Genomic DNA, 26573 nt, shown 5'->3' on the forward strand with positions numbered 1-26573 from the left:
CCTCCGGCCATTTTTCGTACAATCAAGCCACGCAACCTGCGTGGCTTGTTGTTTTTGATGCGCCTGCGGGCGCCCAGAGAGAAGAGGCGCGACGATGAGTGCACTGGTTGGCGTGATCATGGGCTCCAAGTCCGATTGGTCCACCCTTAGCCACACCGCCGATATGCTGGAAAAGCTCGGCATCCCGTACGAGGTCAAGGTGGTTTCTGCCCACCGCACCCCGGATCTGCTGTTCCAGTACGCCGAAGAGGCTGAAAGCCGCGGCATCGAGGTGATTATCGCCGGTGCCGGCGGCGCAGCCCACTTGCCAGGCATGTGTGCGGCCAAGACCCACCTGCCGGTGCTGGGCGTTCCGGTGCAGTCGTCGATGCTTTCGGGCGTGGATTCGCTGCTGTCGATCGTGCAGATGCCAGCGGGCATTCCGGTCGCTACCCTGGCCATCGGCAAAGCAGGCGCGATCAACGCCGCCCTGCTCTCGGCGAGCATCCTTGGCGCCAAGCATCCACAGTTCCACGCGGTACTGAAAACCTTCCGTGCCGAGCAGACAGACAGCGTCCTGGACAATCCAGACCCACGTATTGCCTGAGGTTGTTGAGATGAAGATCGGTGTAATCGGTGGCGGCCAGTTGGGTCGCATGTTGGCCTTGGCGGGCACCCCGCTGGGCATGAACTTCGCTTTCCTCGACCCTGCGCCGGACGCCTGTGCGGCCGCATTGGGCGAACACCTGCGGGCCGATTACGGCGATCAGGATCATCTGCGTCAATTGGCCGATGAAGTCGATCTGGTGACCTTCGAGTTCGAAAGCGTCCCGGCTGAAACCGTGGCGTTCCTCTCGCAATTCGTGCCGGTCTACCCGAGCGCCGAAGCCCTGCGCATCGCTCGCGACCGCTGGTTCGAAAAGAGCATGTTCAAGGATCTGGGCATTCCGACCCCGGCCTTCGCCGACATCCAGTCGCAAGCCGATCTGGAGGCCGCTGTCGCCTCGATCGGCCTGCCAGCCGTGCTGAAAACCCGCACTTTGGGTTATGACGGCAAGGGCCAGAAAGTCCTGCGCAAGCCTGAAGATGTGGTGGGCACCTTTGCCGAACTCGGTAGCGTCGCCTGCCTGCTGGAAGGCTTCGTGCCGTTCACCGGTGAAGTCTCGCTGATCGCCGTGCGCGCTCGTGATGGCGAAACGAAGTTTTATCCGTTGGTGCACAACACCCACGACAGCGGCATTCTCACGCTGTCCGTTGCCAGCACCGATCACCCGTTGCAGGCGCTGGCCGAAGACTATTCCAGTCGCGTGCTCAAGCAGCTGGATTACGTCGGCGTGATGGCGTTCGAGTTCTTTGAAGTCGACGGTGGCCTCAAGGCCAACGAAATCGCCCCGCGCGTGCACAACTCCGGGCACTGGACCACCGAAGGCGCTGAGTGCAGCCAGTTCGAAAACCATCTGCGCGCCGTTGCCGGTCTGCCGCTGGGTTCGACAGCCAAGGTTGGCGAGAGCGCGATGCTCAACTTCATCGGTGTGGTTCCTCCGGTGGAGAAGGTCATCGCCATCGAAGATTGCCACCTGCACCACTACGGCAAGGCTTTCAAGGCCGGACGCAAGGTCGGTCACGCCAACCTGCGCTGCGCCGACAAGGCCACGCTTGAAGCGCAGATCCTCAAGGTCGAAGCGCTGATCGCCGAGTAAAACAGTTTCATGTGGCAGCGGCGGAACCATTCAGGGGCCGCCGTTCTCTGATGGCAGGATGCCAAAGTCTGTCTAGGCTTTGGCATATCTACCAAATCAGAGGGAAATGCCATGGGAATTATCGGAACCATCTTTATCGGCTTGATCGTCGGCCTGCTGGCTCGGTTCCTGAAACCGGGCGATGACAGCATGGGCTGGATCATGACCATCCTGCTCGGTATTGGCGGTTCGCTGGCAGCCACCTACGGCGGCCAGGCCCTGGGCATCTATCGGGCAGGCGAGGGCGCAGGTTTCATCGGCGCACTGGTTGGCGCGATCGTGTTGCTGGTGATCTACGGCCTGATCAAAAAGAACTGATCCAAAGCGACAAAGCCCTCTCTGCCAATCGGGCGGGGAGGGCTAGAATGCTCGGCGATTCAATGTTCCTTCCTTCTACCGAGCTCCTCCATGCGCCGCATTTTGTTGACTCTCCTTTTCCTGGGCAGCGGTTTGTCCCACGCCGGCGAACTGCCGGAAACCGACTGGCTCGAACTGATGCCCAAGTCGGATCAAAAGGCCCTTGAGGCCATGCCCGACATCGACCACAACTCCCCGGAAGCCACCGGCACCTTCACCGAGAAGGGCGGGATGAAGCAGGCCAAAGGTCTGCCGGCGGTGATGTATTCGACCAAAACCGTGGCGGCGATGAACGACAAGCACATCCGCATCGGTGGTTATCCGGTGCCGCTGGAGTCCGACGCCAAGGGCCGCAGCACGCTGTTCTTCCTTGTGCCGTATCCGGGCGCGTGCATCCACGTGCCGCCACCGCCACCGAATCAACTGGTGCTGGTGCGTTATCCGAAGGGTTTGAAGCTGGAGGATATCTACACGCCGCTGTGGGTCACCGGCACGCTGAAGGTCGAGAAGGTCAGCAATGATCTGGCTGACGCGGCGTATGCGCTGGAGGCGGACAAAGTGCGGGTGGTGCAGGAATCGGATCTCTAAGACCTGCACATAACAAATGTGGGAGGGGGCTTGCTCCCGAAAGCGGTGTGTCAGTCAAATTAATGTATCTGACACACCGCCTTCGGGAGCGAGCCCCCTCCCACAGTTTGTTTTGCGGTGTTTGTTAGAGCGGCTTGCTGGCGACACTAACGCCCATGGTGTGGCTAGCGCCCGGCGCCAAAGTCACCACGTCATCCATCACATTCGCCGTCTCGATGCACAGCATGCGCTGCCAGCCGTCGTTGTCCATGTCGCTGAGCGCGGCGGCGCGGTCGATCCACGGGTTCCAGATCACGGCGGTGCGCGAACCGGTAGCCGTCAGCACAATGCGGCGCTCCCAGGTCGGGTCGACGATGCTCAGTTGTGGCGGCGCATCGAGGTAGATGCGGTCGGTCTCACCGGCAAAATGCAGATCGCCTTTCTGGGCGTTGGTTTTCCAGTCGTCCAGCGTCTCGATGTAATTCAAGCCGTCCACGCCATCGACATGCACATTGCGCACATCGCTGACGGCGAAGTATGTGTGCAGCGCCTGGCTGAGGCTGACGGTGTCAGTGCCACGGTTATGGCTGGTCAGGCTGAAGCTCAAATGCTCGGACAAGTGCAGGGTCAGGGTCAGATCGACCTGATGCGGCCAGCCCGGCAGGCCGCCTTCGGGGTAGGGCAGTTTGAACTCTACCTTGATGCCGTCAGCCTCCGATTCGATGCCGCCCAACTCCCAATCCATCGCTCGCACAAGACCGTGCGCAGGTGCCGGCTGCTCACCGGTGTACATGGCCTGCACGTTCTGCGGGTTGCGTTCGAATTTGCCGAACCACGGCCAGCACACCGGCACACCGGCGCGGATGCTTTTGCCAGTCTTGAACTCGGCCTTGTCGTTGAGCCAGATGATCGGCGGCTGGCCGTCGATCTGATAACTGAGGATGTGCGCGCCTTGCTGGGCAACCAGCACTTCGGCCTGACCGTGGCGGATGCGCCAGCAGTTCAGTTCATCCAGTTTCACGGCTTCAACGTTGGGCGTGTTCATAGGGCAGCTCTCGATCAGACACTTGGGACGACTATCGACCGCAAATCGGCCGCGATGTTTAACGCGCGCGCGGTGGCACTGAACGGGTGCGACCGCTGCCGTCGATGGCAACGAAAACGAACACCGCTTCGGTCACTTTGCGCCACTCGCTGGACAACGGATCGTCGCTCCACACTTCAACCATCATCTGGATCGAGCTGCGGCCGATTTCCAGGGTCTGCGTATAAAAGGACAATTGCGCGCCAACGGCGACCGGAACCAGGAACGCCATGCGGTCGATGGCAACGGTGGCCACGCGGCCTCCGGCGACACGGCTGGCCATCGCGGTGCCGGCCAAATCCATCTGCGCCACCAGCCAGCCGCCGAAAATATCGCCAAAGCCGTTGGTTTCACGCGGGAGAGCGGTGATTTGCAGGGCCAGGTCGCCTTGCGGGATCGGATCTTCTTGTTCGAGCTCTATCATGCCGGGGGTGCCTCTGACCCGTGACTCTTGTTGGTATTGCTGGTGGTAGCCGTCTTCAGGAAAAACGATTCAGCACCGAACATACTACGTTCGTCACGTTTTCCATAAGCCGCCTGAAGGGAAACTCTGCGAAACCGGCTGCTCCGTTCAAAGGGCGGGCCAACGACGTTTTCGCACAGCAACCCCCTACAAACCGGGGCAAGGTGGCGAGTATATCGGTCGGTAGACTCCGCGACGACCATCCGGTTCTGATTTTGACCGTCAAATACGCGCCTCTATGTGCTTTTTCGAACAATTTGCTATGGTGCCGAACCTGCCCAAGCCACCGCCAGCGTTGTTGTGGCGGCAGATCCGACTATAAGAGAAGCCCTTGCCATGACCACAGCGCCTTCGAGCCTCGCGCAGCCCGAGCAACCCGCACGACCGTTGACCCGCAATGACTACAAGACTCTGTCGCTGTCCGCCCTGGGCGGTGCGCTGGAGTTTTACGATTTCATCATCTTCGTCTTCTTCGCCACGGTGGTCGGCAAGTTGTTCTTCCCGGCCGACATGCCCGAGTGGCTGCGCTTGATGCAGACCTTCGGCATCTTCGCCGCCGGTTACCTCGCGCGGCCGCTGGGCGGCATCGTCATGGCGCACTTCGGCGACCTGTTGGGGCGCAAGAAGATGTTCACCCTGAGCATCTTCATGATGGCTGTGCCGACCCTGATCATGGGTTTGCTGCCGACGTATGCGCAGATCGGCATGTGGGCGCCGATCCTTCTTCTATTGATGCGCGTGATTCAAGGCGCGGCGATCGGTGGTGAAGTGCCGGGGGCGTGGGTCTTCGTTTCCGAACATGTGCCGCAAAAGCATATGGGTTACGCCTGTGGCACCCTCACCAGCGGCCTGACCGCCGGTATCCTGCTCGGCTCGCTGGTCGCCACGGCGATCAACAGCATCTATACGCCTGTGGAAGTTTCCGATTACGCCTGGCGGATTCCGTTTCTGCTTGGCGGCGTGTTCGGTCTGTTTTCGGTGTATCTGCGCCGCTGGCTGCACGAAACACCGGTGTTTGCCGAGCTGCAACTGCGCAAGGCACTGGCCGAAGAAGTGCCGCTGCGCGCGGTGCTGCGTGACCATCGCGGCGCGATTGCGATCTCGATGCTGCTGACCTGGTTGCTTTCTGCCGGGATCGTCGTGGTTATTCTGATGACGCCGACCGTGCTGCAAACGGTCTATCACTTCACGCCGACCGAGTCGCTGCAGTCGAACAGTCTGGCAATCGTGTTCCTGAGCATCGGTTGCATCATTTCCGGCGCACTGGCGGATCGTTTTGGTGCCGGTCGTGTGTTTGTGTTTGGCTGCCTGGGCTTGCTGATCAGCTCGTGGACCTTCTATCACAGCCTTGCCGATCACCCGAACTGGCTGTTCCCGCTGTATGCGCTGACCGGGTTTCTGGTCGGCACCATCGGTGCGGTGCCGTATGTGATGGTTAAAGCCTTCCCGCCGGTGGTGCGTTTCAGTGGGCTGTCGTTCTCGTACAACGTGGCGTACGCGATCTTTGGTGGTTTGACGCCGATGGTGGTGAGCCTGCTGCTGAAAGAAAGCGCGATGGGGCCGGCCTACTATGTGGCGGTGCTGTGTGCGATGGGGATTCTTGTTGGCGCGTGGCTCTGGAAGAAGGGGCGCTGATCCGAAATCTCCTCCAGCAGTACCGGACTCTTCGCGAGCAGGCTCGCTCCCACATTGGAATGCATTTCAAGCGGTGGGAGCGGGCTTGCTCGCGAAGGGGGCACCACGAATCATCCAGTAAAAACCCGAATGCTGGCCTTTCATCCAATTGTCATATTTCAGCCATAGAGTGTTCACACGGCCTGCTGATACTTGGCCCCGACTTAACACACCCTATCTGCTAGGAGTAAGGCATGAAACTGAAGCGTTTGATGGCGGCAATGACTTTTGTCGCTGCTGGCGTTGCGACTGCCAACGCGGTTGCCGCTGTTGACCCTGCTATCCCGAGCTACACCAAGACCACTGGTGTGTCGGGCAACCTGTCCAGCGTCGGCTCCGATACCCTGGCCAACCTCATGACCCTGTGGGCTGAGAACTACAAAAAAGAATACCCGAACGTAAACATCCAGATTCAGGCCGCCGGTTCTTCGACCGCGCCACCTGCGCTGACTGAAGGCACCGCTAACCTGGGCCCGATGAGCCGCAAGATGAAGGACAACGAGCTGCAAGCCTTCGAAACCAAATATGGCTACAAGCCAACCGCTATTCCGGTTGCCGTGGATGCCCTGGCAGTATTCGTGCACAAGGACAACCCGATCAAGGGTCTGACCATGGAGCAAGTCGACGCGATCTTCTCGTCCACTCGCCTGTGCGGTGCTAAAACCGACGTGAAAACCTGGGGCGACCTGGGTGTGACCGGCGACCTGGCGAACAAGCCGGTTCAGTTGTTCGGCCGTAACTCGGTATCGGGCACCTACGGCTACTTCAAAGAAGAAGCCTTGTGCAAAGGCGACTTCAAGCCAAACGTCAACGAACAACCTGGTTCGGCTTCGGTCGTGCAGTCGATCAGCTCCTCGCTGAACGGCGTTGGTTACTCGGGTATCGGCTACAAGACCGCAAGCGTGAAAACGGTAGCTCTGGCCAAGAAAGGCAGCACCGATTTCATCGAAGACACCGAAGAAAACGCCCTGAACGGCAAGTACCCGCTGTCGCGCTTCCTCTACGTGTACGTCAACAAGGCCCCGAACAAGCCTCTGGCCCCGCTGGAAGCCGAGTTCGTGAAACTGATTCTGTCCAAACAGGGTCAGGAAGTTGTTGTGAAAGACGGCTACATCCCACTGCCAGCCAAGGTTGCTGCAAAAGCACTGGCTGACCTGGGTCTGCAAGAAGGCGGCGCTGTCGTCAAGAAGTAACAAATTGAGTCCGAAATAAACACCTTCGGACTCCAGTGTGGGAGCGGGCTTGCTCGCGAAGAGGCCTTCAGATTCAGCATCTTCATTGACTGAATCACCGCTTTCGCGAGCAAGCCCGCTCCCACACAACCCTCGAATTTTCCGATCCTCCTCCAGTATCACGCTGGCGGTGGATTTGCTGCGTCACTGCATTGTCATCTTTCTGTCATACAGGATCGCTAGGGTGAGCGCATGAATGATCTGGCCAATTCCCAAATGACTACTAATCCTACCAAGCGCATTGATTTCAATACGCCTGAGCTGCAACGCAAGCGCCGCATTCGCGCGCTCAAGGATCGCTTCACTCGCTGGTACGTCCTAGTTGGCGGCCTGGCGGTGCTGGCAGCCATTACCCTGATCTTTTTCTTCCTCGCCTATGTCGTCGCGCCGCTCTTCAAGGGTGCCGACCTGACCGCGAAAGATGCCATCACCCCGGCCTGGATGCAGGACGCCGGCAAGCCGCTGATGATTTCGCTCGAAGAGCAGAATCAGGTGGCGATGCGCGTTTCTGACAAGGGCCAGGCGCTGTTCTTCGATATCGACAGTGGCGCTGAGTTGAAGCGCGTCGATCTGCCGTTGCCGGCAGGCGCAACCGTGACCTCCATCGGTGAAGACCAGCCAGGTCATCCGCTGGTGGCCGTGGGCTTGTCCAATGGTCAGGCGCTGGTGTTCCGTCACACCTATAAAGTCAGCTACCCCGATGGCAAGAAAACCATTAACCCGGCCATCGAGTACCCGTACGGCGAAACGCCGATTGCGCTGAACGAAGCCGGCGGTGCGCTGGAACATGTCAGCCTCAACGCCACCGATACGACGCTGATGCTGGTGGGCTCGACCGGTTCGCAACTCAACGTGCTGTCGCTGACCAGCGAAGAAAACATGATGACCGGCGAAGTCACCAACGAGCAGAAGCGTATTGATCTGCCGCAAATGACTGAACCGGTGAAAAACATCTTCGTCGACCCGCGCCAGCAATGGCTGTACGTGGTCAACGGGCGCGCTCAGGCCGACGTATTCAGCCTGCGCGACAAGAGCCTCAACGGTCGCTACAAACTGCTGGAAAACGCCGATGCTGAAGTCACTGCGACTACGCAACTGGTGGGCGGTATCTCGCTGATCGTCGGTGACTCCAAAGGTGGTCTGGCCCAGTGGTTCATGGCGCGCGACCCCGATGGCGAGCAGCGCCTGAAGCAGATTCGTACGTTCCAGATGGGCAAGTCGCCGATCATTGAGATTACCGCCGAAGAGCGCCGCAAGGGCTTCCTCGCGCTGGATGCCGACGGCAAGCTCGGCGTATTCCACAGTACGGCGCACCGCACGTTGCTGGTCGATCAGGTTGTTGAAGGCCAGGGCCTGTTCGGTCTGTCGCCACGCGCCAACCGCGTGATCGTCGAGGCCGGCGGCAAGCTGCAACCGCTGCTGCTCGACAACCCGCACCCGGAAGTGTCCTGGAGCGCGCTGTGGAGCAAGGTCTGGTACGAGAACTACGACGAGCCTAAATACGTCTGGCAATCGACCGCGGCCAACACCGATTTCGAACCGAAACTGAGCCTCTCGCCACTGACCTTCGGCACCCTGAAAGCCGCGTTCTACGCGATGCTGCTGGCTGCGCCGCTGGCCGTTGCCGCCGCGATTTACACCGCGTACTTCATGGCGCCGGGCATGCGCCGCAAGGTCAAACCGGTGATCGAACTGATGGAAGCGATGCCGACGGTGATCCTCGGTTTCTTCGCCGGTCTGTTCCTCGCGCCGTATGTTGAAGGGCATTTGCCGGGCATCTTCAGCCTGCTGATGCTGCTGCCGATCGGCATTCTGGTCGCCGGTTTCGCCTTCAGTCGCTTGCCTGAGTCGATCCGCCTGAAAGTCCCGGATGGTTGGGAAAGTGCGCTGCTGATTCCGGTGATCCTGTTCGTGGGCTGGCTGTCGCTGTACATGAGCCCGTTCATGGAGAACTGGTTCTTCGGCGGCGACATGCGCATGTGGATCTCCCACGACCTGGGCATCACCTACGACCAGCGCAATGCACTGGTGGTTGGCCTGGCCATGGGTTTCGCGGTGATCCCGAACATCTACTCGATCGCTGAAGACGCCGTGTTCAGCGTACCCCGGGGCCTGACCCTCGGTTCGCTGGCCCTCGGTGCCACGCCGTGGCAGACCATGACCCGCGTGGTGATCCTCACCGCCAGCCCGGGCATCTTCTCGGCGCTGATGATCGGCATGGGCCGTGCGGTCGGTGAAACCATGATCGTGCTGATGGCCACCGGTAACACCCCGGTCATGGAAATGAACCTGTTCGAAGGCCTGCGCACCCTGGCTGCCAACGTCGCGGTGGAAATGCCCGAGTCGGAAGTCGGCGGCAGCCACTACCGAGTGCTGTTCCTCTCGGCGCTGGTGCTGCTGTTGTTCACCTTCGTCATGAACACCCTGGCAGAACTGATTCGTCAGCGTCTGCGCAAGAAATACTCGTCGCTTTAAGCAAAGGTAGAAGTCTGTGAAACAGAACTCCCTGAAAGGATGGTTCAAGAGCGGCGCCCCGGGCGTCTGGATCAGCGGTGGCGCGGTGTCCATCGCGGTCATCATGACCATTGGCCTGCTGGCGGTGATTGCCGTGCGTGGTCTGGGTCACTTCTGGCCGGCGGATCTGATCCATGCCAGCTACGACGTACCGGGCCAGGCCAATCACCTGGTGGTCGGCGAAGTGGTACAGAAAGAAGAAGTGCCGCGTGCCCGCCTGAAAAGTGCTGGTTTGCCAGTGCCGGACGAAGGCCCGGAATTCATGACCCGCGAGCTGATCAAGGTCGGCAACCGTGACTTGAACGGCAACGACTTCACCTGGATCGTCGGCGAGTGGCTGACCAACCAGAAGACGCCGCCAGAATTGATGGCGATCGAACGCCGCGAGTGGGGCAACTTCTACGGCTACCTGGTCAACGTCAAGCAGGACGGCAAGGTGATCGCCGAGGGCGAAGCCGCATGGCCTGAGCTGCAAGCGCGGATCAACCGTGTGAACGGCCTTGCTGCGCAGCTCAAGTCGCTGGAAAAGACTGACATCGGTGCGATCAACGCAGGGCTGGAACGCATTCGTCTGCACGGTCGCAAACTGGAACTCGAAGGCAAACTCGATGCCACCGCACAAGCGGACATGGAATCCGAGCGCGCCGAGCTGAACGCACGTTATCAGGACATCGAAGCGCGTCTGGCCGACCTGCATGCGCAGTTCAACCGCGACGCCCTGACGGCTCGCGATGCCAACGGCAAAGAGATCGAAATCGGTCTGGGCAAAGTGGTTCATGCCTACCAGCCGAACGCCATGAGCACCTTCACCAAGGTTGGTTTCTACTTCAGCAAGATCTGGGAATTCCTCTCGGATGACCCGCGTGAAGCGAACACCGAAGGCGGGATCTTCCCGGCGATTTTCGGCACCGTGATGATGACCCTGATCATGGCGATGATCGTCACTCCGTTCGGCGTGCTGGCGGCGGTGTACCTGCGTGAATACGCCAAACAGAACACCCTGACGCGGATCATCCGTATCGCGGTGAACAACCTGGCGGGCGTTCCGGCGATCGTTTACGGCGTGTTTGGTCTGGGCTTCTTTGTGTACGTGTTGGGTGGTTCGGTCGACCGCTTGTTCTTCCCCGAAGCACTACCGGCACCGACCTTCGGTACGCCGGGCCTGCTCTGGGCTTCGTTGACCCTGGCGCTGCTGGCGGTGCCGGTGGTGATCGTGGCCACTGAAGAAGGTCTGGCACGAATCCCGCGCACCGTGCGTGAAGGCTCGTTGGCCCTCGGCGCGACCAAGGCTGAAACGCTGTGGAAGATCGTGATCCCGATGGCCAGCCCGGCCATGATGACCGGCATGATCCTCGCCGTGGCCCGCGCCGCGGGTGAAGTGGCGCCGCTGATGCTGGTGGGCGTGGTGAAACTGGCGCCGTCGCTGCCGGTGGATGGCAACTACCCGTACCTGCACCTGGATCAGAAGATCATGCACCTGGGCTTCCACATCTATGACGTCGGCTTCCAGAGCCCGAACGTCGAAGCGGCCCGTCCGCTGGTGTACGCCACAGCGCTGTTGCTGGTGTTGGTGATCGCAACACTGAACCTGTCGGCCGTTTATATCCGCAACCACCTGCGCGAAAAGTACAAAGCACTGGACAGTTGATATCCCTGTGGGAGCGGGCTTGCTCGCGAAAGCGGTGGGGCAGGCGACATTGATGTTGAATGTACCGACCTCTTCGCGAGCAAGCCCGCTCCCACCCTAGATTGAGTACAGCCGCAACAAGCGGCCAACCGAACCGAATTTGTTAGCACAGGGGGAGCCTCCCATGCAGCACGAAACACATACCCACGGCATCAACATGTCAGCGTTGGGTCGCGACAAGCAGAGCCTGAATCTTGAACAGGAAACCGTGGCCATTGAAGTGCCGGGCCTGAACCTGTTCTACGGCGATAAACAAGCGCTGTACGACGTCAGCCTGAACATCCCGAAACAGCGCGTGACCGCGTTCATCGGCCCGTCTGGCTGCGGCAAGTCCACACTGCTGCGGACCTTCAACCGCATGAACGATCTGGTTGACGGCTGCCGTGTTGAAGGCGCGATCAACCTGTACGGCAACAACATCTATCGCAAGGGCGAAGACGTTGCCGAACTGCGTCGTCGCGTCGGCATGGTGTTCCAGAAACCCAACCCGTTCCCGAAAACCATCTACGAAAACGTGGTTTACGGTCTGCGCATTCAGGGCATCAACAAGAAACGCGTTCTCGACGAAGCAGTCGAGTGGGCGTTGAAAGGCGCGGCACTGTGGGACGAAGTCAAAGACCGTCTGCACGAATCGGCTCTCGGCCTGTCCGGTGGTCAGCAACAACGTCTGGTCATCGCCCGCACCATCGCCGTTGAGCCGGAAGTGCTGCTGCTCGACGAACCGTGCTCGGCCCTCGACCCGATCTCGACCCTCAAGGTTGAAGAGCTGATCTACGAGCTGAAATCCAAGTTCACCATCGTTATCGTCACCCACAACATGCAGCAGGCGGCGCGGGTGTCCGACTACACGGCGTTCATGTACATGGGCAAACTGGTGGAATTCGGCGACACCGATACCCTGTTCACCAATCCGGCGAAGAAGCAGACCGAAGACTACATCACCGGTCGTTATGGCTAACAGAGGCTGGTTGTCGCTCACTGAATTGACTGCGGCCCGCCGCACCTTACCGGACGCTCCAAGGACGCCAACATGATTAGTAAAGAAGGCCTTACCCACCACATTTCCGCGCAGTTCAACGCCGAACTGGAAGAAGTGCGCAGCCACCTGCTGGCCATGGGCGGGCTGGTCGAGAAGCAGGTCAACGACGCGGTGACCGCTCTGATCGAAGCCGACTCCGGTCTGGCTCAGCAGGTGCGTGAGATCGACGACCAGATCAACCAGATGGAACGCAACATCGACGAAGAATGCCTGCGCATTCTGGCCCGTCGTCAGCCGGCGGCGTCTGACCTGCGGCTGATCATCAGCATCTCCAAGTCGGTGATCGACCTTGAGCGCATTGGCGACGAAGCGACCAAGATCGCTCGCCGCGCCATTCAACTGTGCGAGGAAGGTGAAGCACCGCGCGGTTACGTCGAGGTTCGCCACATCGGCGACCAGGTGCGCAACATGGTTCGCGATGCGCTGGACGCGTTTGCCCGCTTCGACGCCGATCTGGCTCTGTCGGTGGCGCAGTACGACAAGATCATCGACCGCGAATACAAGACCGCCCTGCGTGAACTGGCCACCTACATGATGGAAGATCCGCGCTCTATCTCGCGGGTCTTGAGCATTATCTGGGTGCTGCGTTCGCTGGAGCGCATCGGCGACCACGCGCGCAACATCTCTGAGCTGGTGATCTATCTGGTGCGCGGCACCGACGTGCGCCACATGGGCCTCAAGCGCATGAAGGAAGAAGTTGAAGGCACAAGCGGTGAAACCGCTAATGTTCCGGGCAATGCTGACGATAAGTAAGATTGCCTGAGAAAAGCGCCCGGCCCTTTGGCCGGGCGTTTTTGTTAGGGGCTTTCGAATTAAAAAGCAGCACCCGCGAACGAAAAGTCCCGGCGTGACTGAAGATTGTTGGCAATGTGCCATCAGCAAAGCGGTATGCTTGCCGGGATTTTTATAGGGGTGTTGGATGAGCAAGATCAGTGTGTTGGTCGTGGACGATGCTTCGTTCATTCGTGACCTGGTGAAAAAGTGCCTGCGTAATTACTTCCCGGGGATCCGCACCGAGGACGCCGTCAACGGTAAAAAGGCCCAGGCCATGCTGGCCAAGGAAGCGTTCGACCTGGTTCTGTGCGACTGGGAAATGCCGGAAATGTCCGGCCTTGAACTGCTGACCTGGTGCCGCGAGCAAGACAACCTCAAGACCATGCCGTTCGTAATGGTCACCAGCCGTGGCGACAAGGAAAACGTCGTCCAGGCGATTCAGGCCGGTGTTTCCGGTTACGTCAGCAAGCCGTTCACCAACGAGCAACTGCTGACCAAGGTCAAACAGGCGCTGAACAAGGTCGGCAAGCTCGACACCTTGATGAACAGCGCGCCAACCAAGATGAACTCGGCATTCGGCAACGACTCCCTCAGCGCATTGACCGGCGGCAAGGCTGCCGTGATCGGCGGTGCCCCGGCGGCCGCTGCGGTCAACCCGTTCGCCAAGCCTGCCGTTGTCGCGCCGACGCCAGCCGCTGCACCGTCGCGTGGTCTGCTCAACAGCCCGCCGGTCAAAGCGCCAGCCGCCTCGGCAGCGCCTGCAGGTGGTCGTGGGCAAGGCCAGTTGCGCCTGCCAAGCGGCAACCAGCAATGCGTGATCAAGGCCCTGAGTATCAAGGAAGCGCTGTTGGTGGTGAAACGCACCGACACCCTGCCGCAGATCCTCGACAGCGCCGTGCTCGACCTGGAGCAGGGCGACAACGCCGAAATCGCCCGCCTCAACGGTTACCTGCACGCGATCGTCGCTTTTGAGCAGAAAGCCGACAGCGACTGGCTGCAACTGACCTTCCGCTTCGTCGATCAGGACGCGCAGAAGCTCGACTACATCTCCCGCCTGATCGCCCGTGGCACGGCGCAGAAGCACTTCGTTCCGGGCGCTTGATCTTCGTCGCCTGACACACCGCTTTCGCGAGCAGGCTCGCTCCCACATTGGAATGCATTTCAAAGGTGGGAGCGAGCCTGCTCGCGAAGGGGCCATCACTTGCACCATCAATCTCCCAGACTGCCCAATTTGAAACATCTGTCGACTAGCCTGGTCTACTTCACCTGCTAGGCTCTTTCCCAGGCCTTACTTCAACAGACTCTTGCCAATGCTCGCTCGCCTGCTGTTTTTCATTGGTCTTGTCCTGGCTTCCTCCTCGGTTGTGGCCATGACCATCTACAAATCCACCGATGCCAACGGCGTGGTCTCGTACAGCGACCGTCCGAGCAAAGGCTCGCAGGTGTTCGTCTTTCAGGATCGGATGGTTGAACGTCTTGAGCGGCAGGTGTACCTCGACATCAAGAAGCAGAAGGGCGCCGACGTGGTGTTCGTGCGCAACGCTCTGTATGCGCCGGTCGAGATTGCGCTGGCATTTACCGGCATCAGCAATGTGCGCGGCGTGCCGACTAAAACGATCCGCCGCGTGCTGCCGGCACGCAGCAATACCCGGTTGGCGTTGCTGACGGCGATTACCGCTGGCAAGCCACTGGTGTATTCGCCGCAGTTTCAATATGCGTTGGGTGATCCTGGCGGAGCGGCCCAGGGCTATCGCTATCCGCTGCCATGGCGTGGGGGGCCGTTTCGCTTGAGTCAGGGCGCCGAGGGCCAATACAGCCATTACGGGCCGAAGAACAAGTATGCGATGGACATCGCCATGCCGGTGGGCACGCCGATCATTGCCGCGCGGGCAGGGGTGGTGGTGAAAACCGAGAACTCGCAGAGTGGCCGCGGCACCGACCCTTCCGGCAATTTCGTGCGTGTGCTGCACGATGACGGGACGATGGGCGTGTACCTGCATCTCAAGCAGGGCTCGGTGAGCGTGCGCGAGGGGCAGCGCGTGACGGTGGGCAGCCCACTGGCGCTGTCGGGCAACACGGGCAACAGCAGCGGCCCGCACCTGCACTTTGTGGTGCAGCGCAATACCGGGCTGGGGCTGGTGTCGATTCCGTATCAGTTCAACCAGCCGCTGGGGGCTTTGCCCAACTTTGCGTTGGGCAAGCAATAGCGCCTTCGCGAGCAGGCTCGCTCCCACATTGAAATGCATTGCAGAGTGGGAGCGAGCCTGCTCGCGAAGAGATCGGCGCGGTGCCGGATCAACCGATCAATCCAGCATCAACACCTTGGCCAGCACAATCTTCGGCCCTTTCATCTTCTTGATGATGATCCGCAGGCCTTCGACTTCCAGCACTTCTTCCTCTTCCGGCACCCGTTTCAGGGTTTCGTAGACCAGCCCGGCGAGGGTTTCGGCTTCGATGTGATCCAGATCGATGCCCAGCAGGCGCTCAACCTTGAACAGCGGTGTATCGCCACGTACCAGCAACTTGCCTGGCTGATAGGCAAGGATGCCGCGCTCTGCCTTGCGGTGTTCGTCCTGAATATCGCCGACCAGCACTTCCAGCACGTCTTCCATGGTCAGGTAGCCGATGATGTTGCCGTCAGCCTCCTCGACCACGGCGAAGTGCGAGCCGCCCTTGCGGAACTGCTCCAGCAACTGCGACAGCGGCATGTGCCGTGACACGCGCTCCAGCGGACGGGTCAGTTCAGCCAGGTTGAACGACTCGGGAATGTGATCCAGCGCTGCCAGTTCCAGCAGCAGGTCCTTGATGTGCAGCAGGCCGACGAACTCCTGGCGCTCGCTGTCGTACACCGGATAACGGCTGAACTTGTGGCGACGGAACATCGCCAGGATTTCTTTCAGCGGCGCGTTGAATTCGAGGGTGATCAGGTCTTCCCGGGAGTTGGCCCAGTCGACCACTTCCAGCTCACCCATTTCCACGGCCGAGGCCAATACGCGCATGCCTTGGTCGCTCGGATCCTGGCCACGGCTGGAGTGCAGAATCAGTTTCAGTTCTTCGCGGCTGTAATGGTGTTCGTGGTGCGGGCCGGGTTCACCTTGCCCTGCGATACGCAAAATCGCGTTGGCGCTGGCGTTAAGCAGGTAGATCGCCGGGTACATCGCCCAGTAGAACAGGTACAGCGGCACCGCCGTCCACAGTGACAGCAACTCGGGTTTGCGAATGGCCCACGACTTGGGCGCCAGCTCACCGACGACGATGTGCAGATACGAGATGACGAAGAACGCGGCGAAGAACGACACGCCTTTGATCACTTCAGGCGACTGCACGCCAACGCTTTCCAGCAATGGCTCGAGAATGTGCGCAAACGCCGGCTCACCGACCCAGCCCAGACCAAGGGAGGCGAGGGTGATACCGAGCTGACACGCCGAGAGGTACGCATCGAGCTGACTGTGTACGGTGCGCAGGATATGCCCGCGCCAGCCGTTCTGATCAGCGATGGCCTCGACCCGGGTCGAGCGCAGTTTGACCATGGCGAATTCCGCCGCAACGAAGAAGCCGTTGAGCAAAACCAGGATCAGAGCAAAAAGGATCATGCCGAAATCGGCGAAAATTGTAGCGAGGGACAAGCCAGGGGAAGGGTCCATGATGGAGTTTTGCGGGTTCCGTGTGATTCGTAAGAGAGAAAAAGTCGCGCCTGAAAGGCAGACGCAAGTGCGCCAATGTAGCGGCTGACAGGGCGATTGCCTAGTGGCGCGTGCTGGCCGGTATCACTCGGCGGCGCTGATCGCCCGTGCGTGAGCCACCTGAGCGGGGGCGAAATGGCAGGTGAACGTGCTGCCGTGGCCGGGCACGCTGCTGATTTCCATGCGTGCGCGGTGGCGCAGCAACACGTGTTTGACGATGGCCAGGCCCAGGCCGGTGCCGCCGGTGTTGGAGTTACGGCTGGAGTCGACACGGTAAAACCGTTCGGTCAGGCGCGGCAGGTGTTTGCTGTCGATGCCGATCCCGGAATCCTGCACGCTCAGGTGCGCGCCTTGCTCATCGCCCCACCAGCGAATGCGGATATTGCCCTCGGCCGGTGTGTACTTCACCGCATTGAACACCAGATTGGAGAACGCACTGCGCAGTTCTGCCTCGCTGCCCTTGAGCAGCAGGCTGGCGTCGGCTTCGAGGGTAATGCGCTGGTTTTTCGATCCGGACAATTGCTGCGCATCGCTCTTGATCGATTGCAGCAGCGTGTCGATCTGTATCGGCTGGTTGTCCGACGGGTAATCGGTGGCTTCCAGTTTCGCCAACAACAGCAGGTCGTTGAGCAGCGTCTGCATGCGGCCGCCCTGTTGCTGCATCTGCTGCAGGGCACGGCTCCAGCGTGGATTCACCTCCTCGACGTTATCGAGCAGGGTTTCCAGATAGCCGCAGATCACCGTCAGCGGCGTGCGCAATTCGTGGGAGACGTTGGCGATGAAGTCTTTGCGCATCTGTTCCAGCTGATGAATGCGCGTGACATCGCGCACCAGCATCAAGTGTTCATTGTTGCCGTAGCGGGTCAGGTACAGCTGGATGCGCACGCGATCATTGGTCGGTGAGGGGATTTCCAGCGGTTCGGCGTAGCTTTCCTGCTCGAAATACTCCTTGAAACGCGGATGTCGCACCAGGTTGGTCACTGGCTGGCCGCTGTCCTGCGGGGTCTTGAGGCCGAGCAGGGTTTCGGCGGCGCGGTTCCACCATTCCAGATTGCCGTCGCTGTCGAGCATGATCACCGCGTCTTTCAGCGCAGCGGTGGATTCCTGCACCCGGTCGATCACCGCTTGCAGGCGTCCGCGCACACGTTGGTCGCGGCGTTGCAGATGGTAGATGCTGTCGAACACTTCGCCCCACAGGCCATAGCCATCGGGCGGTGCTTCATCGGGTTGGTGCTGGCGCAGCCATTCGTGCAGACGCAGCAGTTGCTTGAGCGTCCAGGCCAGGTAAATACCCAGACCTGCCGCGAGGCTCCAGCCGTAATAGCCGGTGATCAGGCCGATCACCAGGCAGGCGGTGACCAGCAACAGCATGTGGCGAATCAGGGTGCCATGCCAGTTTTGATTCACGGGAAATACGATCCTTGTCAGCGAGTCTGGCGGTCGGCTCAGGCCTTGGTGGAAAACCGATAGCCAGTGCCGCGCACGGTTTGTACCAGATTTTCGTAGGCGTCGCCGAGCGCCTTGCGCAGGCGTCGGATGTGCACGTCGACGGTACGCTCTTCAACGTAGACATTGCCGCCCCAGACCTGATCCAGCAACTGGCCACGGGTGTAGGCGCGTTCCTGGTGAGTCATGAAAAATTGCAGCAGACGGTATTCGGTCGGGCCCATCTCGGCAGGCTTGCCGTCGATGGTCACGCGGTGGCTGATTGGGTCGAGCAGCAGACCGCCGACTTCAATCGGCGCTTCGCCATCGGTCGGGCCGGCGCGACGCAGCACGGCTTTGAGGCGTGCAACCAGCTCACGTGGGGAAAACGGTTTGGTGATGTAGTCGTCAGCGCCGACTTCCAGACCCTGGATCTTGTTGTCCTCTTCGCCCTTGGCGGTGAGCATGATGATCGGGATGTCCCCGGTCAGCTCGTCACGCTTCAGACGGCGGGCCAGCTCGATGCCTGAGGTGCCGGGCAGCATCCAGTCGAGCAGGATCAGATCCGGTTTACGGTCGACGATGATGGCGTGTGCCTGCTGCGAGTTCTCCGCCTCGAGGCAGTCATAGCCGGCCATTTCCAACGCAACGGCGATCATTTCGCGAATGGGCGCTTCGTCGTCGACGATCAGAATGCTCCTGCCAACCATGCCTTAATCCTCTTGTCATTTAACTGTCTTGCGCCGCATTAGATAACGGAATTATTGCAGTCGTGTGACAGTATTTTAGTCGCCCGACGGTGGGAGGGATCCTGAACTAAGCTTTAAGTCCGAATCCTGACAACCACAACTGAAGGTTTCCATGACTCAAATGACTGTTTCCCTTAAGGCTCTGCTGATGGCTGCCGCCCTCGCTCTGCCCGGTCTGGCGATGGCCGCCGAACCGGCCATGATGAAAGACGGCATGATGGTCGATCACAAAGGCATGACCGTTTACACGTTCGACAAGGACGCTGGCGGCAAGTCGATGTGCAACGGCGACTGCGCCAAGAACTGGCCTCCGATGATGGCGCCAGCTGACGCCAAGGCTGAAGGCAAATGGAGTGTAATCAAGCGCGATGACGGCATGATGCAGTACGCCTACGATGGCAAGCCGCTGCACACGTTCGTGAAGGATGAAAAGCCTGGAGAAATGAAGGGCGATGGCATGAAGGATGTGTGGCACGTCGTCCACATGTCACAGAAATAACTGCAAAACCCCTGTGGGAGCGAGCCTGCTCGCGAAAGCGGTGTGTCAGTAACCCATTTGTTGACTGACCCGACGCCTTCGCGAGCAGGCTCGCTCCCACAGGTTTTGTGGCTCAGCGCAACGCGTAATCCAGCACAATCCCGACAAAAATCGCCAACCCGGCCCAGTGGTTGTGCAAAAACGCCTGGAAGCAACGCATCCGGTCCTTGCTGCGGGTGTACCAGAACTCCCACGCGTAACAACCGGCGGCCACCAGCAGACCGAGATGGAACCAGATCCCCAGCTCGAACTTCGACCCCGCCAGCAACAGACAGCCCAACGACAGCGCCTGCAAGGTCAAAATGATCACCCGATCCGCCTCGCCAAACAGAATCGCCGTGGATTTCACCCCGATCTTCAAATCGTCATCACGATCAGTCATCGCGTAATACGTGTCGTAACCCACCGTCCACAGCAGGTTGGCGATCCACAGCAACCACGCCGCGGCGGGCACTTCGCCGGTCTCGGCGGTGAACGCCATCGGCATGCCCCAGGAAAACGCCGCGCCCAGCACCACTTGCGGGTAATAGGTGTAGCGCTTCATGAACGGATAGGTGAACGCCAGCGCCAGGCCACCCAACGACAGCCAGATCGTCGGCGCATTGGTGCACAACACCAGCAGGAAACTCACGCCCATCAGAATCGCGAAGAATACCAACGCCTCTTTCGAGCTGATCTTGCCGCTGGCCAGTGGTCGTTGCGCGGTACGTTTGACGTGACCGTCGACCTTGCGGTCGGCCCAGTCGTTGATCACGCAGCCACCGGCGCGGGTCAGCACCACGCCGAGGACGAAAATCACGATGTTGGCCAGCGACGGCGAGCCTTTGCCGGCAATCCAAAGCGCCCACAGCGTCGGCCACAGCAGCAGGTAAATGCCGATCGGCTTGTCCATGCGGGTTAACTGAATGAAATCCCAGGCACGCGGGTTCACGCGGTTCAGGGACTTGAGCAGGCTCTGATACATCAGCAGTTCTCCGGGTGGGCGCGGACGGCGCTCCACAGGCTCGGCAGGAAGATTTCGGCGACCAGCACGCTCAGTGCGCCACGGTCGAAACGCGAGCGACGGCCCCACAGCTCAGGGACGCGAGAGGCTTGTGGCAGCCAGTCTTCGGGGTAGTGGCAGACTTCGATGGCGCGGCGCTGGAAGGCGTGATCGCAAAAAAGCAGTTCGCCCAACGAACGACTACCCAACTCATCCATGTGCAAACCGTCGCCCTGCAAGGCGCTGCGCGAGGCCACGCTGCGGGCGAACACCCAGGCTTCGCCATGACCGCGTAAATACACTTCGCGCACCCAGCCTTCGCTGCCTTCGGCCAGATCCAGCGCGGCGCATTCATCGGCGCGCAAGGTGTCCCAGCCTTCAAATAGCGGCGTGACGCTGAAGCCATCGTTGGACAGACGGGTCAGGCGGCGAGTCAGGGAGCCTTCGTCGAACAACCAGTCGAGGGTCGACGAATCGGGGAGGCGCGTCAGTTGGCCTTGGGTCAGCCAGAGCGGGACCGGAGCGGAATTTGAATGTTGCACAATGAGTCATTATTGGCCGCAAATGAGGCCGCGAGCTTACCATGGCAGCCCGCGATATTGATTGAACCGGGGCGCCGTTGCGCCGAACAGGCTTGCATCTGCCCGGCTCCATCAGTACAAAACGCGCTGAGCCGGATGGCAGTGCACTACCCATCGACCGTTCGCGCCGACAAAAGCCTGAATCCTGAGGAAGTACCTGAATGAAAAAGTGGCAATGCATCGTCTGCGGCCTGATCTATAACGAAGCCGACGGCTGGCCGGATGACGGTATCGCGCCGGGCACCCTGTGGCAGGACGTGCCGGAAGACTGGCTGTGCCCGGACTGCGGCGTCGGCAAGATGGACTTCGAAATGATCGAAATCAACTGAGTAAACCCAAGGAGTAAGGCATGAACGCACCTGTCGTAATCGTCGGCACCGGGCTCGCGGGCTACAACCTGGCCCGGGAGTTTCGCAAGCTCGATAGCGAAACCCCGCTGCTGCTGATTACCGCTGATGACGGTCGCTCTTACTCCAAGCCGATGCTCTCCACCGGTTTCGGCAAGAACAAGGACGCCGATGGCCTGAGCATGGCCGAACCGGGCGCCATGGCCGAGCAGTTGAAAGCCGAAGTGCGCACCCACACGCGCATCAGCGGCATCGACGCCGGCCACAAGCGCCTGTGGATTGGCGAAGAAGCGGTGTACTACCGCGACCTGATCCTCGCCTGGGGTGCGGAAACCGTGCGTGTGCCGATTGAAGGCGATGGCGCGAATCTGGTGTTCCCGATCAACGATCTCGAAGACTACGCACGCTTTCGTGCGGCGGCCGCCGGCAAGCGTCGAGTGCTGGTGCTCGGTGCCGGCCTGATCGGTTGTGAGTTTGCCAATGACCTGATCCTTGGCGGCTACGAGGTGCAATTGGTCGCGCCGTGCGAGCAGGTTATGCCGATGTTGCTGCACCCCGCCGCTGCGGCCGCGGTGCAGGCCGGGCTGGAAAGCCTCGGTGCGCGCTTCCATCTCGGTCCGGTGCTGACCCGCCTGCAGAAAGTCGCCGACGGCCTGGAAGCGCATCTGTCCGACGGTCAGGTCATTGCCTGCGATGTGGTGGTCTCGGCCATCGGCCTGCGTCCGCGCATCGATCTGGCCGCGGCTGCCGGCGTGCAGGTCAATCGCGGTGTCGTAGTCGATCGCCATCTCAAGACATCCCACGCCAATATCTACGCCTTGGGCGATTGCGCCGAGGTCGATGGGCTGAATTTGCTGTACGTAATGCCCCTGATGAGCTGTGCGCGAGCGCTTGCACAAACCCTGGCCGGCCATCCGACGGTGGTCAGCTACGGCGCGATGCCGATCACCGTGAAGACTCCGGTTTGCCCGCTGGTGGTTTCGCCACCGCCACGCGGCAGCGAAGGCGTGTGGACGGTCGAAGGGCAGGGCGCCGACATCAAGGCCTTGTGCCACAGCGCCGATGGTCAGTTGCTCGGCTATGCCCTGACTGGGGCGGCCGTCATGGAGAAACTGGCCCTGAACAAACAGCTTCCGCCCTTGCTGGCGTAAATACCGGTCGTTCTGTCGGATTCACCCCGCTTTTGCCCCCACAAAGGTCGTGGGGAGACTGGCGCCGCCGGTATCCGCGTGCCATTCTCACTCCCGTCTGCCGCAGAGTAGAGCCTGCGGCGCCTTGGGCGCTGTTCCAACGAGAACAGCACGGACATAACAACAAAAAACCGTCAAAGGGGCTTCACTAATGCGTAAACCAGAACTCGCCGCTGCAATCGCTGAAAAAGCAGATCTGACCAAAGAACAGGCCAACCGCGTGCTCAACGCCGTTCTCGAAGAAATCACTGGCGCTCTGCACCGCAAGGACAGCGTCACGCTGGTGGGCTTCGGCACCTTCCTGCAACGCCACCGCGGCGCCCGTACCGGCAAAAACCCGCAAACCGGTGAGCCGGTGAAAATCAAGGCCAGCAACACCGTTGCGTTCAAGCCAGGCAAGTCGTTGAAAGACAGCGTTAATCCTTAATTGCGGCGAACTCCTCGAATAGCGGGGAGAACCGCAAAAAAATGGGCACACCGATTGCGGTCGGGTGCCCATTTTTTTTGTGGCGGTAAATCGGGTTACTGACGTCGAAAGCAGGCTTTGCCGTTGCCGAAGTCCACGGCCAGGCAATTTGGCTCAATCGCCAGTTGCAAATCCTGGAAGAGGGCGGACAAATCGTTGCAGGACGCAGGTTTGGTTTCGCTTTTGAGCGTCAGTGTCTGGTTGTCCACTCGCCAGGTGCCTTTGGCAAAACCGTCGGCACTCCCATACGCCACGCCCGCGTCAAAGGTGCCGTCCTTGCGCAGCAGCAATTCAGCGCCCATTTCCATTGCGCCAACCAAGTAGTAATGGCCGTCCAGTGACGGGGTGTCCGCTGACGCTTGGGTGATTGGCAGCCAAATAAGTGCTGCGAAAAATATGGCTTTCAATTCCATGAGGTGACGCTCCTTACCAGCCTTTGTAGAGGGTGCCGAATCTTTTGGCACTGGATTCTGGCATAGCCAAGGTTTGCCCGCGCGTTGTTTAGCTGCTACGCAATCGAATCGATGTCCAGCTGAAACGGGGCGCCAATAGCATGCCCGCCGGTTATCGCGGCGAGGGCGGCATCGTGGTCTTCGGCTGCTGGCGGAATCATCGCCAGTTGTTCCTGAACGAGGTTTTCCGGGTGCGCGTTCCAGCGCAGCAGGTTTTCCTGCACCCACTCGGGCTGGTCGGCATAGCTGCCGTAGACGTCGGCTTCGGTGACTCGCTGGCCGTGCAAGGCGACCAGTCGAGCCTGGGTGGTTTTGATCTTGTTTATTTCATTGTTGAGAACCGTGGTCTTGTGATTTCTTTCCTCGTGGCGGACATAGGCGCTGGGGTGAGCCTGGATCTCGCGCTCAACGGCACGCAGTTGCTTTCTGATATTTTCCAATGCGCCGCTGACCCATTCGAACTCCCGGGGTGTGACCAAAGAGCGTTTGAGCTGCTGAGCCTCTTGCCAGCGGCGTAGGCTTGCCCAGCAGCCGGGGATGTAGCTGCCGACCATCGAGTGATCGCCTGCCGCGAAGAGCTGCTTCAGAAAAGAACCGCGCTTGGGTAAGCCATCTATATTTTTCAAGGCTTCAGCGCAGCCGTGATCGTTGATGATGCTGCAGCCCGGCTGCCAGAGAATGGATGATTGGTGTTCCTTGCCAAACACCACTGGCATGAAATGGCGCAGTGCGCCGTGATGGCCGTAATCGTCGCCAAAAAAGTTGGTCATTCCCCACACAAGCAAGGCAAAACCGGCAGCCGGACTAATAACCAGCACTGCTCCGTTGGCGATATACATCGGCTTGGGCTTGGCATAGGTGTTCATCCAGGTAGTGGGCACGCTGGGAACAGGGTCGTTCTGGTTGACGATGCGATGGTGGATCAGCGGTTGGGCGCTATTGATGAAGGTAGCGTCACCGGCGCGAGGGGCGCCGTAGGTGTAGAGCACGATCTGCGGTAAGTACTGTGGATCGCGTCGCAGCATCTCTGACAATATCAGTGCAATTGCCCCGCCTAGGCTGTGTCCGGTAATCAGCAGTTTTTGCCCGCTGTAGAATCGCTCCAGATAACTCACCACAAACGGGTAAACTGCTTGGGCGCCGCCGTAGAAACCGCGGTGTACCTTGCCTTCTCCTTCCTCAAAAGGAACCTGATAGGCATCTCCATCACGCATGGCATCGGGTCCCAGTTCGCTGGTTCCGCGTACGCTGATCAATATCAACCCGTCGTGATGGGTGATGAAGGCTTGGGTGTCTGTGCTGTCGACCTGTTTGCGATCATCAAAAAAGTGCAGTTTGGCTGGATGTTCCTGCTCATCCCCCAAGTTCGGATCATTCACTTCGGGGTAGAGCTTCGGATCGAACGGCACCACTTCCAGACGTTTCGAGTAAGGCACTTCCTCATACAGCGGGTAGTACTTTTTCGTTTGCACGGCATCGACTTTCCACAGTTCATCAAACTGCGGCAGGGCATGGCCGAACCAGTTGCCGCTGCTGGGTTGCAAGGGGAAGCTCACGCTGTCTGTCTTGACCGGCTGTGTGTTCGGTTCCTGTCCAAAGTCGGAGTAACTCAGGGTCGCCATCAACGACAGTTGATAGAGGTTGAGTGCGCAGAATTCGTTGCCGGTCGACAACATCGGGCGCAACGCCCGCATGGGGCGAACTTCCAGCACATGATGCTTGTTCGGTAGCAGGGCAATGCCTTTGGGTTTGGGCGGCGGCGGAAAAAAACCTAACTCGACCGTGGCCAGTTCTCCCTGACTGAAGAGCGCGCTCGCGCCACTATCCGGGGTGTTTGTATCACCCTTCGCGAAAGCTCTGGTTTTGGGGGCGGATCGCATGAGTTTGTGAACCACCATATTCGGCGGATCACTACGATGGGCAAGTGGCGGCAAGTGCGCCACATGTTTGACCAGTTCGCTCACTTCAACCTGGTAATAGGCAGTGTTTGCGGCGAGGTCTTTTGCGGGATTGGCTTGGGTGCGTACGCCTGATTTGTTGAAGAAGCGGGTCTTTTCGGCGCGTACTTGGAGTTCGGTGATGGGGAGGGGGTAGTGCTCTCTTGTCCCCAAATCTTTATAGAGTGGTTCTGTTCCGTTGAACGGCTGATTGAGCTTTAGTACCACTGGGCCACAGTAATGGTCATCTACTTTTCCGGAACCTGTGGCGTCCAGTTTGCCCGTGTAGACGGTATCTTCATAATCGATGATCTCGTAGGCCAAACCGGTGTAGGGTTTGCCATCACCGAACTCGTCCACTAATTGAAAACTCGTCGAATGTCCGCGCCTTGGGCAGGCATGGATGTTCCCTTGCATAAAAGCAGCGATGCTCGGATTTAACGGTTCAATGCTCATGGGGTCTCATCCTTGTTTTCCGTGCAGCCGGGGTAAATGGTGCAAACGCGCTCATCCACCATTCTGAAGGTGCTGAAGTCCTTGTAATTTCCATTGCAGTAACCACGCTGATCTTCCATGCCTTCACCCAAACAGCGCTTCCAGCCACCGGGAACTTCAACCCAGGTGTCACCCCAGCCGGGCCTTTCTTCATCAGCCAACTTGATCTTCAGCCTTACGGTTATTCCCGCTAGCTGAGTCAGCGTGTACGCCGTGGAAGGGCGGCTTTGCCCAACATTGCCCCGTGCATCCATTTTTTTGCATCTCAACATTTTTATGAGGTAACGCTTGGGACTGACGGTGCGGAAGGACCACATACACTCACCGAAAAACTCAGCTGTGTCGTCATCGCTGAAAGTACCCATTTGTCGCTCAAGCAACTCCGGACGAACGGCAAATGAAGCGTAGTCATAGCTGCTGTTACTGCGTCCCGGGCCAAAAACGCCGATGACCTTGATCTCCACATGATTCAGCGCGAGCTGGCAGTCGCTTACGGTTCTGTAAAGCGGGATTTCTGATGTGCCTTCGTATTTCATGTTGGTTTTATTGAACCCAAGCTGAGTACCTTTTCCACCCGGCACCGAGCATGTTTGATCCTTGGCGGGCACGTAGGTGGCCG

At 59.5% G+C, this 26573-nt stretch carries 26 protein-coding genes; 16 read left to right on the forward strand and 10 right to left on the reverse strand.

Annotation, left to right across the window (positions count from 1 at the left end):
* Positions 1-94: 94 nt before the first annotated feature.
* The 4 genes from purE to CKW18_RS05590 all read left to right on the forward strand — a co-directional run bounded on the left by purE (position 95) and on the right by CKW18_RS05590 (position 2663).
* The gene (gene purE / locus CKW18_RS05575) at positions 95-586 is read left to right on the forward strand and encodes a 5-(carboxyamino)imidazole ribonucleotide mutase (protein WP_095081226.1); all 492 of its coding nucleotides are present in this window, start codon (positions 95-97) and stop codon (positions 584-586) included.
* A 10-nt stretch (positions 587-596) separates the two neighbouring features.
* On the forward strand, positions 597-1679 hold the full coding sequence (locus CKW18_RS05580; protein WP_095187853.1) for a 5-(carboxyamino)imidazole ribonucleotide synthase: 1083 nt from the start codon (positions 597-599) through the stop codon (positions 1677-1679).
* A 111-nt stretch (positions 1680-1790) separates the two neighbouring features.
* Positions 1791-2036: a GlsB/YeaQ/YmgE family stress response membrane protein gene (locus CKW18_RS05585; protein WP_095187854.1), complete on the forward strand. Its 246-nt coding sequence runs from the start codon at positions 1791-1793 to the stop codon at positions 2034-2036.
* A gap of 90 nt (positions 2037-2126) precedes the next feature.
* Positions 2127-2663, forward strand: a complete 537-nt coding sequence (locus tag CKW18_RS05590) for a DUF3299 domain-containing protein (protein WP_095187855.1) — start codon at positions 2127-2129, stop codon at positions 2661-2663.
* A 124-nt stretch (positions 2664-2787) separates the two neighbouring features.
* On the opposite strand, the gene CKW18_RS05595 is transcribed toward CKW18_RS05590, so the two are convergent.
* Together CKW18_RS05595 and CKW18_RS05600 are read right to left on the reverse strand one after the other, a co-directional pair.
* The gene (locus CKW18_RS05595) at positions 2788-3687 is read right to left on the reverse strand and encodes a D-hexose-6-phosphate mutarotase (protein WP_095187856.1); all 900 of its coding nucleotides are present in this window, start codon (positions 3685-3687) and stop codon (positions 2788-2790) included.
* 58 nt (positions 3688-3745) lie between these two features.
* Positions 3746-4150: an acyl-CoA thioesterase gene (locus CKW18_RS05600; protein WP_003229628.1), complete on the reverse strand. Its 405-nt coding sequence runs from the start codon at positions 4148-4150 to the stop codon at positions 3746-3748.
* A 375-nt stretch (positions 4151-4525) separates the two neighbouring features.
* Here CKW18_RS05600 and CKW18_RS05605 point away from each other — a divergent pair, with 375 nt between their 5' ends.
* The 8 genes from CKW18_RS05605 to CKW18_RS05640 all read left to right on the forward strand — a co-directional run bounded on the left by CKW18_RS05605 (position 4526) and on the right by CKW18_RS05640 (position 15316).
* The gene (locus CKW18_RS05605; RefSeq protein WP_095187857.1) at positions 4526-5824 is read left to right on the forward strand and encodes an MFS transporter; all 1299 of its coding nucleotides are present in this window, start codon (positions 4526-4528) and stop codon (positions 5822-5824) included.
* Positions 5825-6057: 233 nt separating this feature from the next.
* Positions 6058-7056, forward strand: a complete 999-nt coding sequence (locus tag CKW18_RS05610; protein WP_095187858.1) for a phosphate ABC transporter substrate-binding protein PstS — start codon at positions 6058-6060, stop codon at positions 7054-7056.
* 480 nt (positions 7057-7536) lie between these two features.
* Entirely contained in the window at positions 7537-9570 is a 2034-nt protein-coding gene (locus tag CKW18_RS05615; protein WP_170947223.1) for an ABC transporter permease subunit, read from the forward strand.
* 16 nt (positions 9571-9586) lie between these two features.
* On the forward strand, positions 9587-11257 hold the full coding sequence (gene pstA, locus CKW18_RS05620) for a phosphate ABC transporter permease PstA (protein WP_095187860.1): 1671 nt from the start codon (positions 9587-9589) through the stop codon (positions 11255-11257).
* A 163-nt stretch (positions 11258-11420) separates the two neighbouring features.
* Positions 11421-12254: a phosphate ABC transporter ATP-binding protein PstB gene (gene pstB, locus CKW18_RS05625; protein WP_095187861.1), complete on the forward strand. Its 834-nt coding sequence runs from the start codon at positions 11421-11423 to the stop codon at positions 12252-12254.
* A gap of 72 nt (positions 12255-12326) precedes the next feature.
* Positions 12327-13088, forward strand: coding sequence for a phosphate signaling complex protein PhoU (gene phoU, locus CKW18_RS05630; protein ID WP_016985766.1), 762 nt, complete (start codon positions 12327-12329; stop codon positions 13086-13088).
* A gap of 166 nt (positions 13089-13254) precedes the next feature.
* Entirely contained in the window at positions 13255-14211 is a 957-nt protein-coding gene (locus tag CKW18_RS05635) for a response regulator (protein ID WP_095187862.1), read from the forward strand.
* Between the two features lie 208 nt (positions 14212-14419).
* Entirely contained in the window at positions 14420-15316 is an 897-nt protein-coding gene (locus CKW18_RS05640; RefSeq protein ID WP_095187863.1) for a M23 family metallopeptidase, read from the forward strand.
* 96 nt (positions 15317-15412) lie between these two features.
* Here CKW18_RS05640 and CKW18_RS05645 read toward each other — a convergent pair whose 3' ends face one another.
* The 3 genes from CKW18_RS05645 to phoB all read right to left on the reverse strand — a co-directional run bounded on the left by CKW18_RS05645 (position 15413) and on the right by phoB (position 18927).
* A complete protein-coding gene (locus CKW18_RS05645) occupies positions 15413-16753 on the reverse strand; it encodes a hemolysin family protein (RefSeq protein ID WP_095187864.1) in 1341 nt (446 codons plus the stop codon).
* Between the two features lie 123 nt (positions 16754-16876).
* Entirely contained in the window at positions 16877-18163 is a 1287-nt protein-coding gene (phoR, locus tag CKW18_RS05650) for a phosphate regulon sensor histidine kinase PhoR (RefSeq protein ID WP_371857613.1), read from the reverse strand.
* A gap of 74 nt (positions 18164-18237) precedes the next feature.
* Positions 18238-18927, reverse strand: a complete 690-nt coding sequence (gene phoB, locus CKW18_RS05655; RefSeq protein ID WP_007896474.1) for a phosphate regulon transcriptional regulator PhoB — start codon at positions 18925-18927, stop codon at positions 18238-18240.
* A gap of 151 nt (positions 18928-19078) precedes the next feature.
* Between phoB and CKW18_RS05660 the strand changes: the two genes are divergently transcribed.
* Positions 19079-19465 carry a hypothetical protein gene (locus CKW18_RS05660; protein ID WP_095187866.1) on the forward strand — a complete coding sequence of 129 codons (387 nt, stop codon included), beginning with the start codon at positions 19079-19081 and terminating at the stop codon, positions 19463-19465.
* Positions 19466-19577: 112 nt separating this feature from the next.
* On the opposite strand, the gene ubiA is transcribed toward CKW18_RS05660, so the two are convergent.
* The gene (ubiA, locus tag CKW18_RS05665) at positions 19578-20468 is read right to left on the reverse strand and encodes a 4-hydroxybenzoate octaprenyltransferase (protein ID WP_095187867.1); all 891 of its coding nucleotides are present in this window, start codon (positions 20466-20468) and stop codon (positions 19578-19580) included.
* A complete protein-coding gene (locus tag CKW18_RS05670; RefSeq protein WP_095187868.1) occupies positions 20468-21028 on the reverse strand; it encodes a chorismate lyase in 561 nt (186 codons plus the stop codon). The genes ubiA and CKW18_RS05670 overlap by 1 nt, the downstream gene beginning before the upstream one ends.
* Positions 21029-21228: 200 nt before the next feature.
* Between CKW18_RS05670 and CKW18_RS05675 the strand changes: the two genes are divergently transcribed.
* The 3 genes from CKW18_RS05675 to CKW18_RS05685 all read left to right on the forward strand — a co-directional run bounded on the left by CKW18_RS05675 (position 21229) and on the right by CKW18_RS05685 (position 23031).
* A complete protein-coding gene (locus CKW18_RS05675) occupies positions 21229-21396 on the forward strand; it encodes a rubredoxin (RefSeq protein ID WP_003437744.1) in 168 nt (55 codons plus the stop codon).
* Positions 21397-21416: 20 nt separating this feature from the next.
* Positions 21417-22565, forward strand: coding sequence for an NAD(P)/FAD-dependent oxidoreductase (locus CKW18_RS05680; protein WP_095187869.1), 1149 nt, complete (start codon positions 21417-21419; stop codon positions 22563-22565).
* Positions 22566-22755: 190 nt separating this feature from the next.
* Positions 22756-23031: an HU family DNA-binding protein gene (locus tag CKW18_RS05685; RefSeq protein WP_003213368.1), complete on the forward strand. Its 276-nt coding sequence runs from the start codon at positions 22756-22758 to the stop codon at positions 23029-23031.
* Between the two features lie 95 nt (positions 23032-23126).
* Here CKW18_RS05685 and CKW18_RS05690 read toward each other — a convergent pair whose 3' ends face one another.
* From CKW18_RS05690 to CKW18_RS05700, 3 genes are all read right to left on the reverse strand, one after another.
* Positions 23127-23483, reverse strand: coding sequence for a hypothetical protein (locus tag CKW18_RS05690; RefSeq protein WP_095187870.1), 357 nt, complete (start codon positions 23481-23483; stop codon positions 23127-23129).
* A 95-nt stretch (positions 23484-23578) separates the two neighbouring features.
* A complete protein-coding gene (locus CKW18_RS05695; protein WP_095187871.1) occupies positions 23579-25915 on the reverse strand; it encodes a lipase in 2337 nt (778 codons plus the stop codon).
* The coding region (locus tag CKW18_RS05700) for a hypothetical protein (RefSeq protein ID WP_095187872.1) at positions 25912-26573 on the reverse strand (662 nt) is incomplete at its 5' end. The genes CKW18_RS05695 and CKW18_RS05700, both read right to left, overlap by 4 nt.

The sequence above is a fragment of the Pseudomonas sp. Irchel 3E19 genome, assembly GCF_900187585.1.
Taxonomy (GTDB): domain Bacteria; phylum Pseudomonadota; class Gammaproteobacteria; order Pseudomonadales; family Pseudomonadaceae; genus Aquipseudomonas; species Aquipseudomonas baetica.

Excerpts from the sequence above, each read along its gene's own strand:
- purE (WP_095081226.1), top strand. The coding sequence starts at position 95 with ATGAGTGCACTGGTTGGCGTGATCATGGGCTCCAAGTCCGATTGGTCC.
- CKW18_RS05580 (WP_095187853.1), top strand. The coding sequence starts at position 597 with ATGAAGATCGGTGTAATCGGTGGCGGCCAGTTGGGTCGCATGTTGGCC.
- CKW18_RS05585 (WP_095187854.1), top strand. The coding sequence starts at position 1,791 with ATGGGAATTATCGGAACCATCTTTATCGGCTTGATCGTCGGCCTGCTG.
- CKW18_RS05590 (WP_095187855.1), top strand. The coding sequence starts at position 2,127 with ATGCGCCGCATTTTGTTGACTCTCCTTTTCCTGGGCAGCGGTTTGTCC.
- CKW18_RS05595 (WP_095187856.1), bottom strand. The coding sequence starts at position 3,687 with ATGAACACGCCCAACGTTGAAGCCGTGAAACTGGATGAACTGAACTGC.
- CKW18_RS05600 (WP_003229628.1), bottom strand. The coding sequence starts at position 4,150 with ATGATAGAGCTCGAACAAGAAGATCCGATCCCGCAAGGCGACCTGGCC.
- CKW18_RS05605 (WP_095187857.1), top strand. The coding sequence starts at position 4,526 with ATGACCACAGCGCCTTCGAGCCTCGCGCAGCCCGAGCAACCCGCACGA.
- CKW18_RS05610 (WP_095187858.1), top strand. The coding sequence starts at position 6,058 with ATGAAACTGAAGCGTTTGATGGCGGCAATGACTTTTGTCGCTGCTGGC.
- CKW18_RS05615 (WP_170947223.1), top strand. The coding sequence starts at position 7,537 with ATGCAGGACGCCGGCAAGCCGCTGATGATTTCGCTCGAAGAGCAGAAT.
- pstB (WP_095187861.1), top strand. The coding sequence starts at position 11,421 with ATGCAGCACGAAACACATACCCACGGCATCAACATGTCAGCGTTGGGT.
- phoU (WP_016985766.1), top strand. The coding sequence starts at position 12,327 with ATGATTAGTAAAGAAGGCCTTACCCACCACATTTCCGCGCAGTTCAAC.
- CKW18_RS05635 (WP_095187862.1), top strand. The coding sequence starts at position 13,255 with ATGAGCAAGATCAGTGTGTTGGTCGTGGACGATGCTTCGTTCATTCGT.
- CKW18_RS05640 (WP_095187863.1), top strand. The coding sequence starts at position 14,420 with ATGCTCGCTCGCCTGCTGTTTTTCATTGGTCTTGTCCTGGCTTCCTCC.
- CKW18_RS05645 (WP_095187864.1), bottom strand. The coding sequence starts at position 16,753 with ATGGACCCTTCCCCTGGCTTGTCCCTCGCTACAATTTTCGCCGATTTC.
- phoR (WP_371857613.1), bottom strand. The coding sequence starts at position 18,163 with ATGCTGTTGCTGGTCACCGCCTGCCTGGTGATCGGCCTGATCACCGGC.
- phoB (WP_007896474.1), bottom strand. The coding sequence starts at position 18,927 with ATGGTTGGCAGGAGCATTCTGATCGTCGACGACGAAGCGCCCATTCGC.
- CKW18_RS05660 (WP_095187866.1), top strand. The coding sequence starts at position 19,079 with ATGACTCAAATGACTGTTTCCCTTAAGGCTCTGCTGATGGCTGCCGCC.
- ubiA (WP_095187867.1), bottom strand. The coding sequence starts at position 20,468 with ATGTATCAGAGCCTGCTCAAGTCCCTGAACCGCGTGAACCCGCGTGCC.
- CKW18_RS05675 (WP_003437744.1), top strand. The coding sequence starts at position 21,229 with ATGAAAAAGTGGCAATGCATCGTCTGCGGCCTGATCTATAACGAAGCC.
- CKW18_RS05680 (WP_095187869.1), top strand. The coding sequence starts at position 21,417 with ATGAACGCACCTGTCGTAATCGTCGGCACCGGGCTCGCGGGCTACAAC.
- CKW18_RS05685 (WP_003213368.1), top strand. The coding sequence starts at position 22,756 with ATGCGTAAACCAGAACTCGCCGCTGCAATCGCTGAAAAAGCAGATCTG.
- CKW18_RS05690 (WP_095187870.1), bottom strand. The coding sequence starts at position 23,483 with ATGGAATTGAAAGCCATATTTTTCGCAGCACTTATTTGGCTGCCAATC.
- CKW18_RS05695 (WP_095187871.1), bottom strand. The coding sequence starts at position 25,915 with ATGAGCATTGAACCGTTAAATCCGAGCATCGCTGCTTTTATGCAAGGG.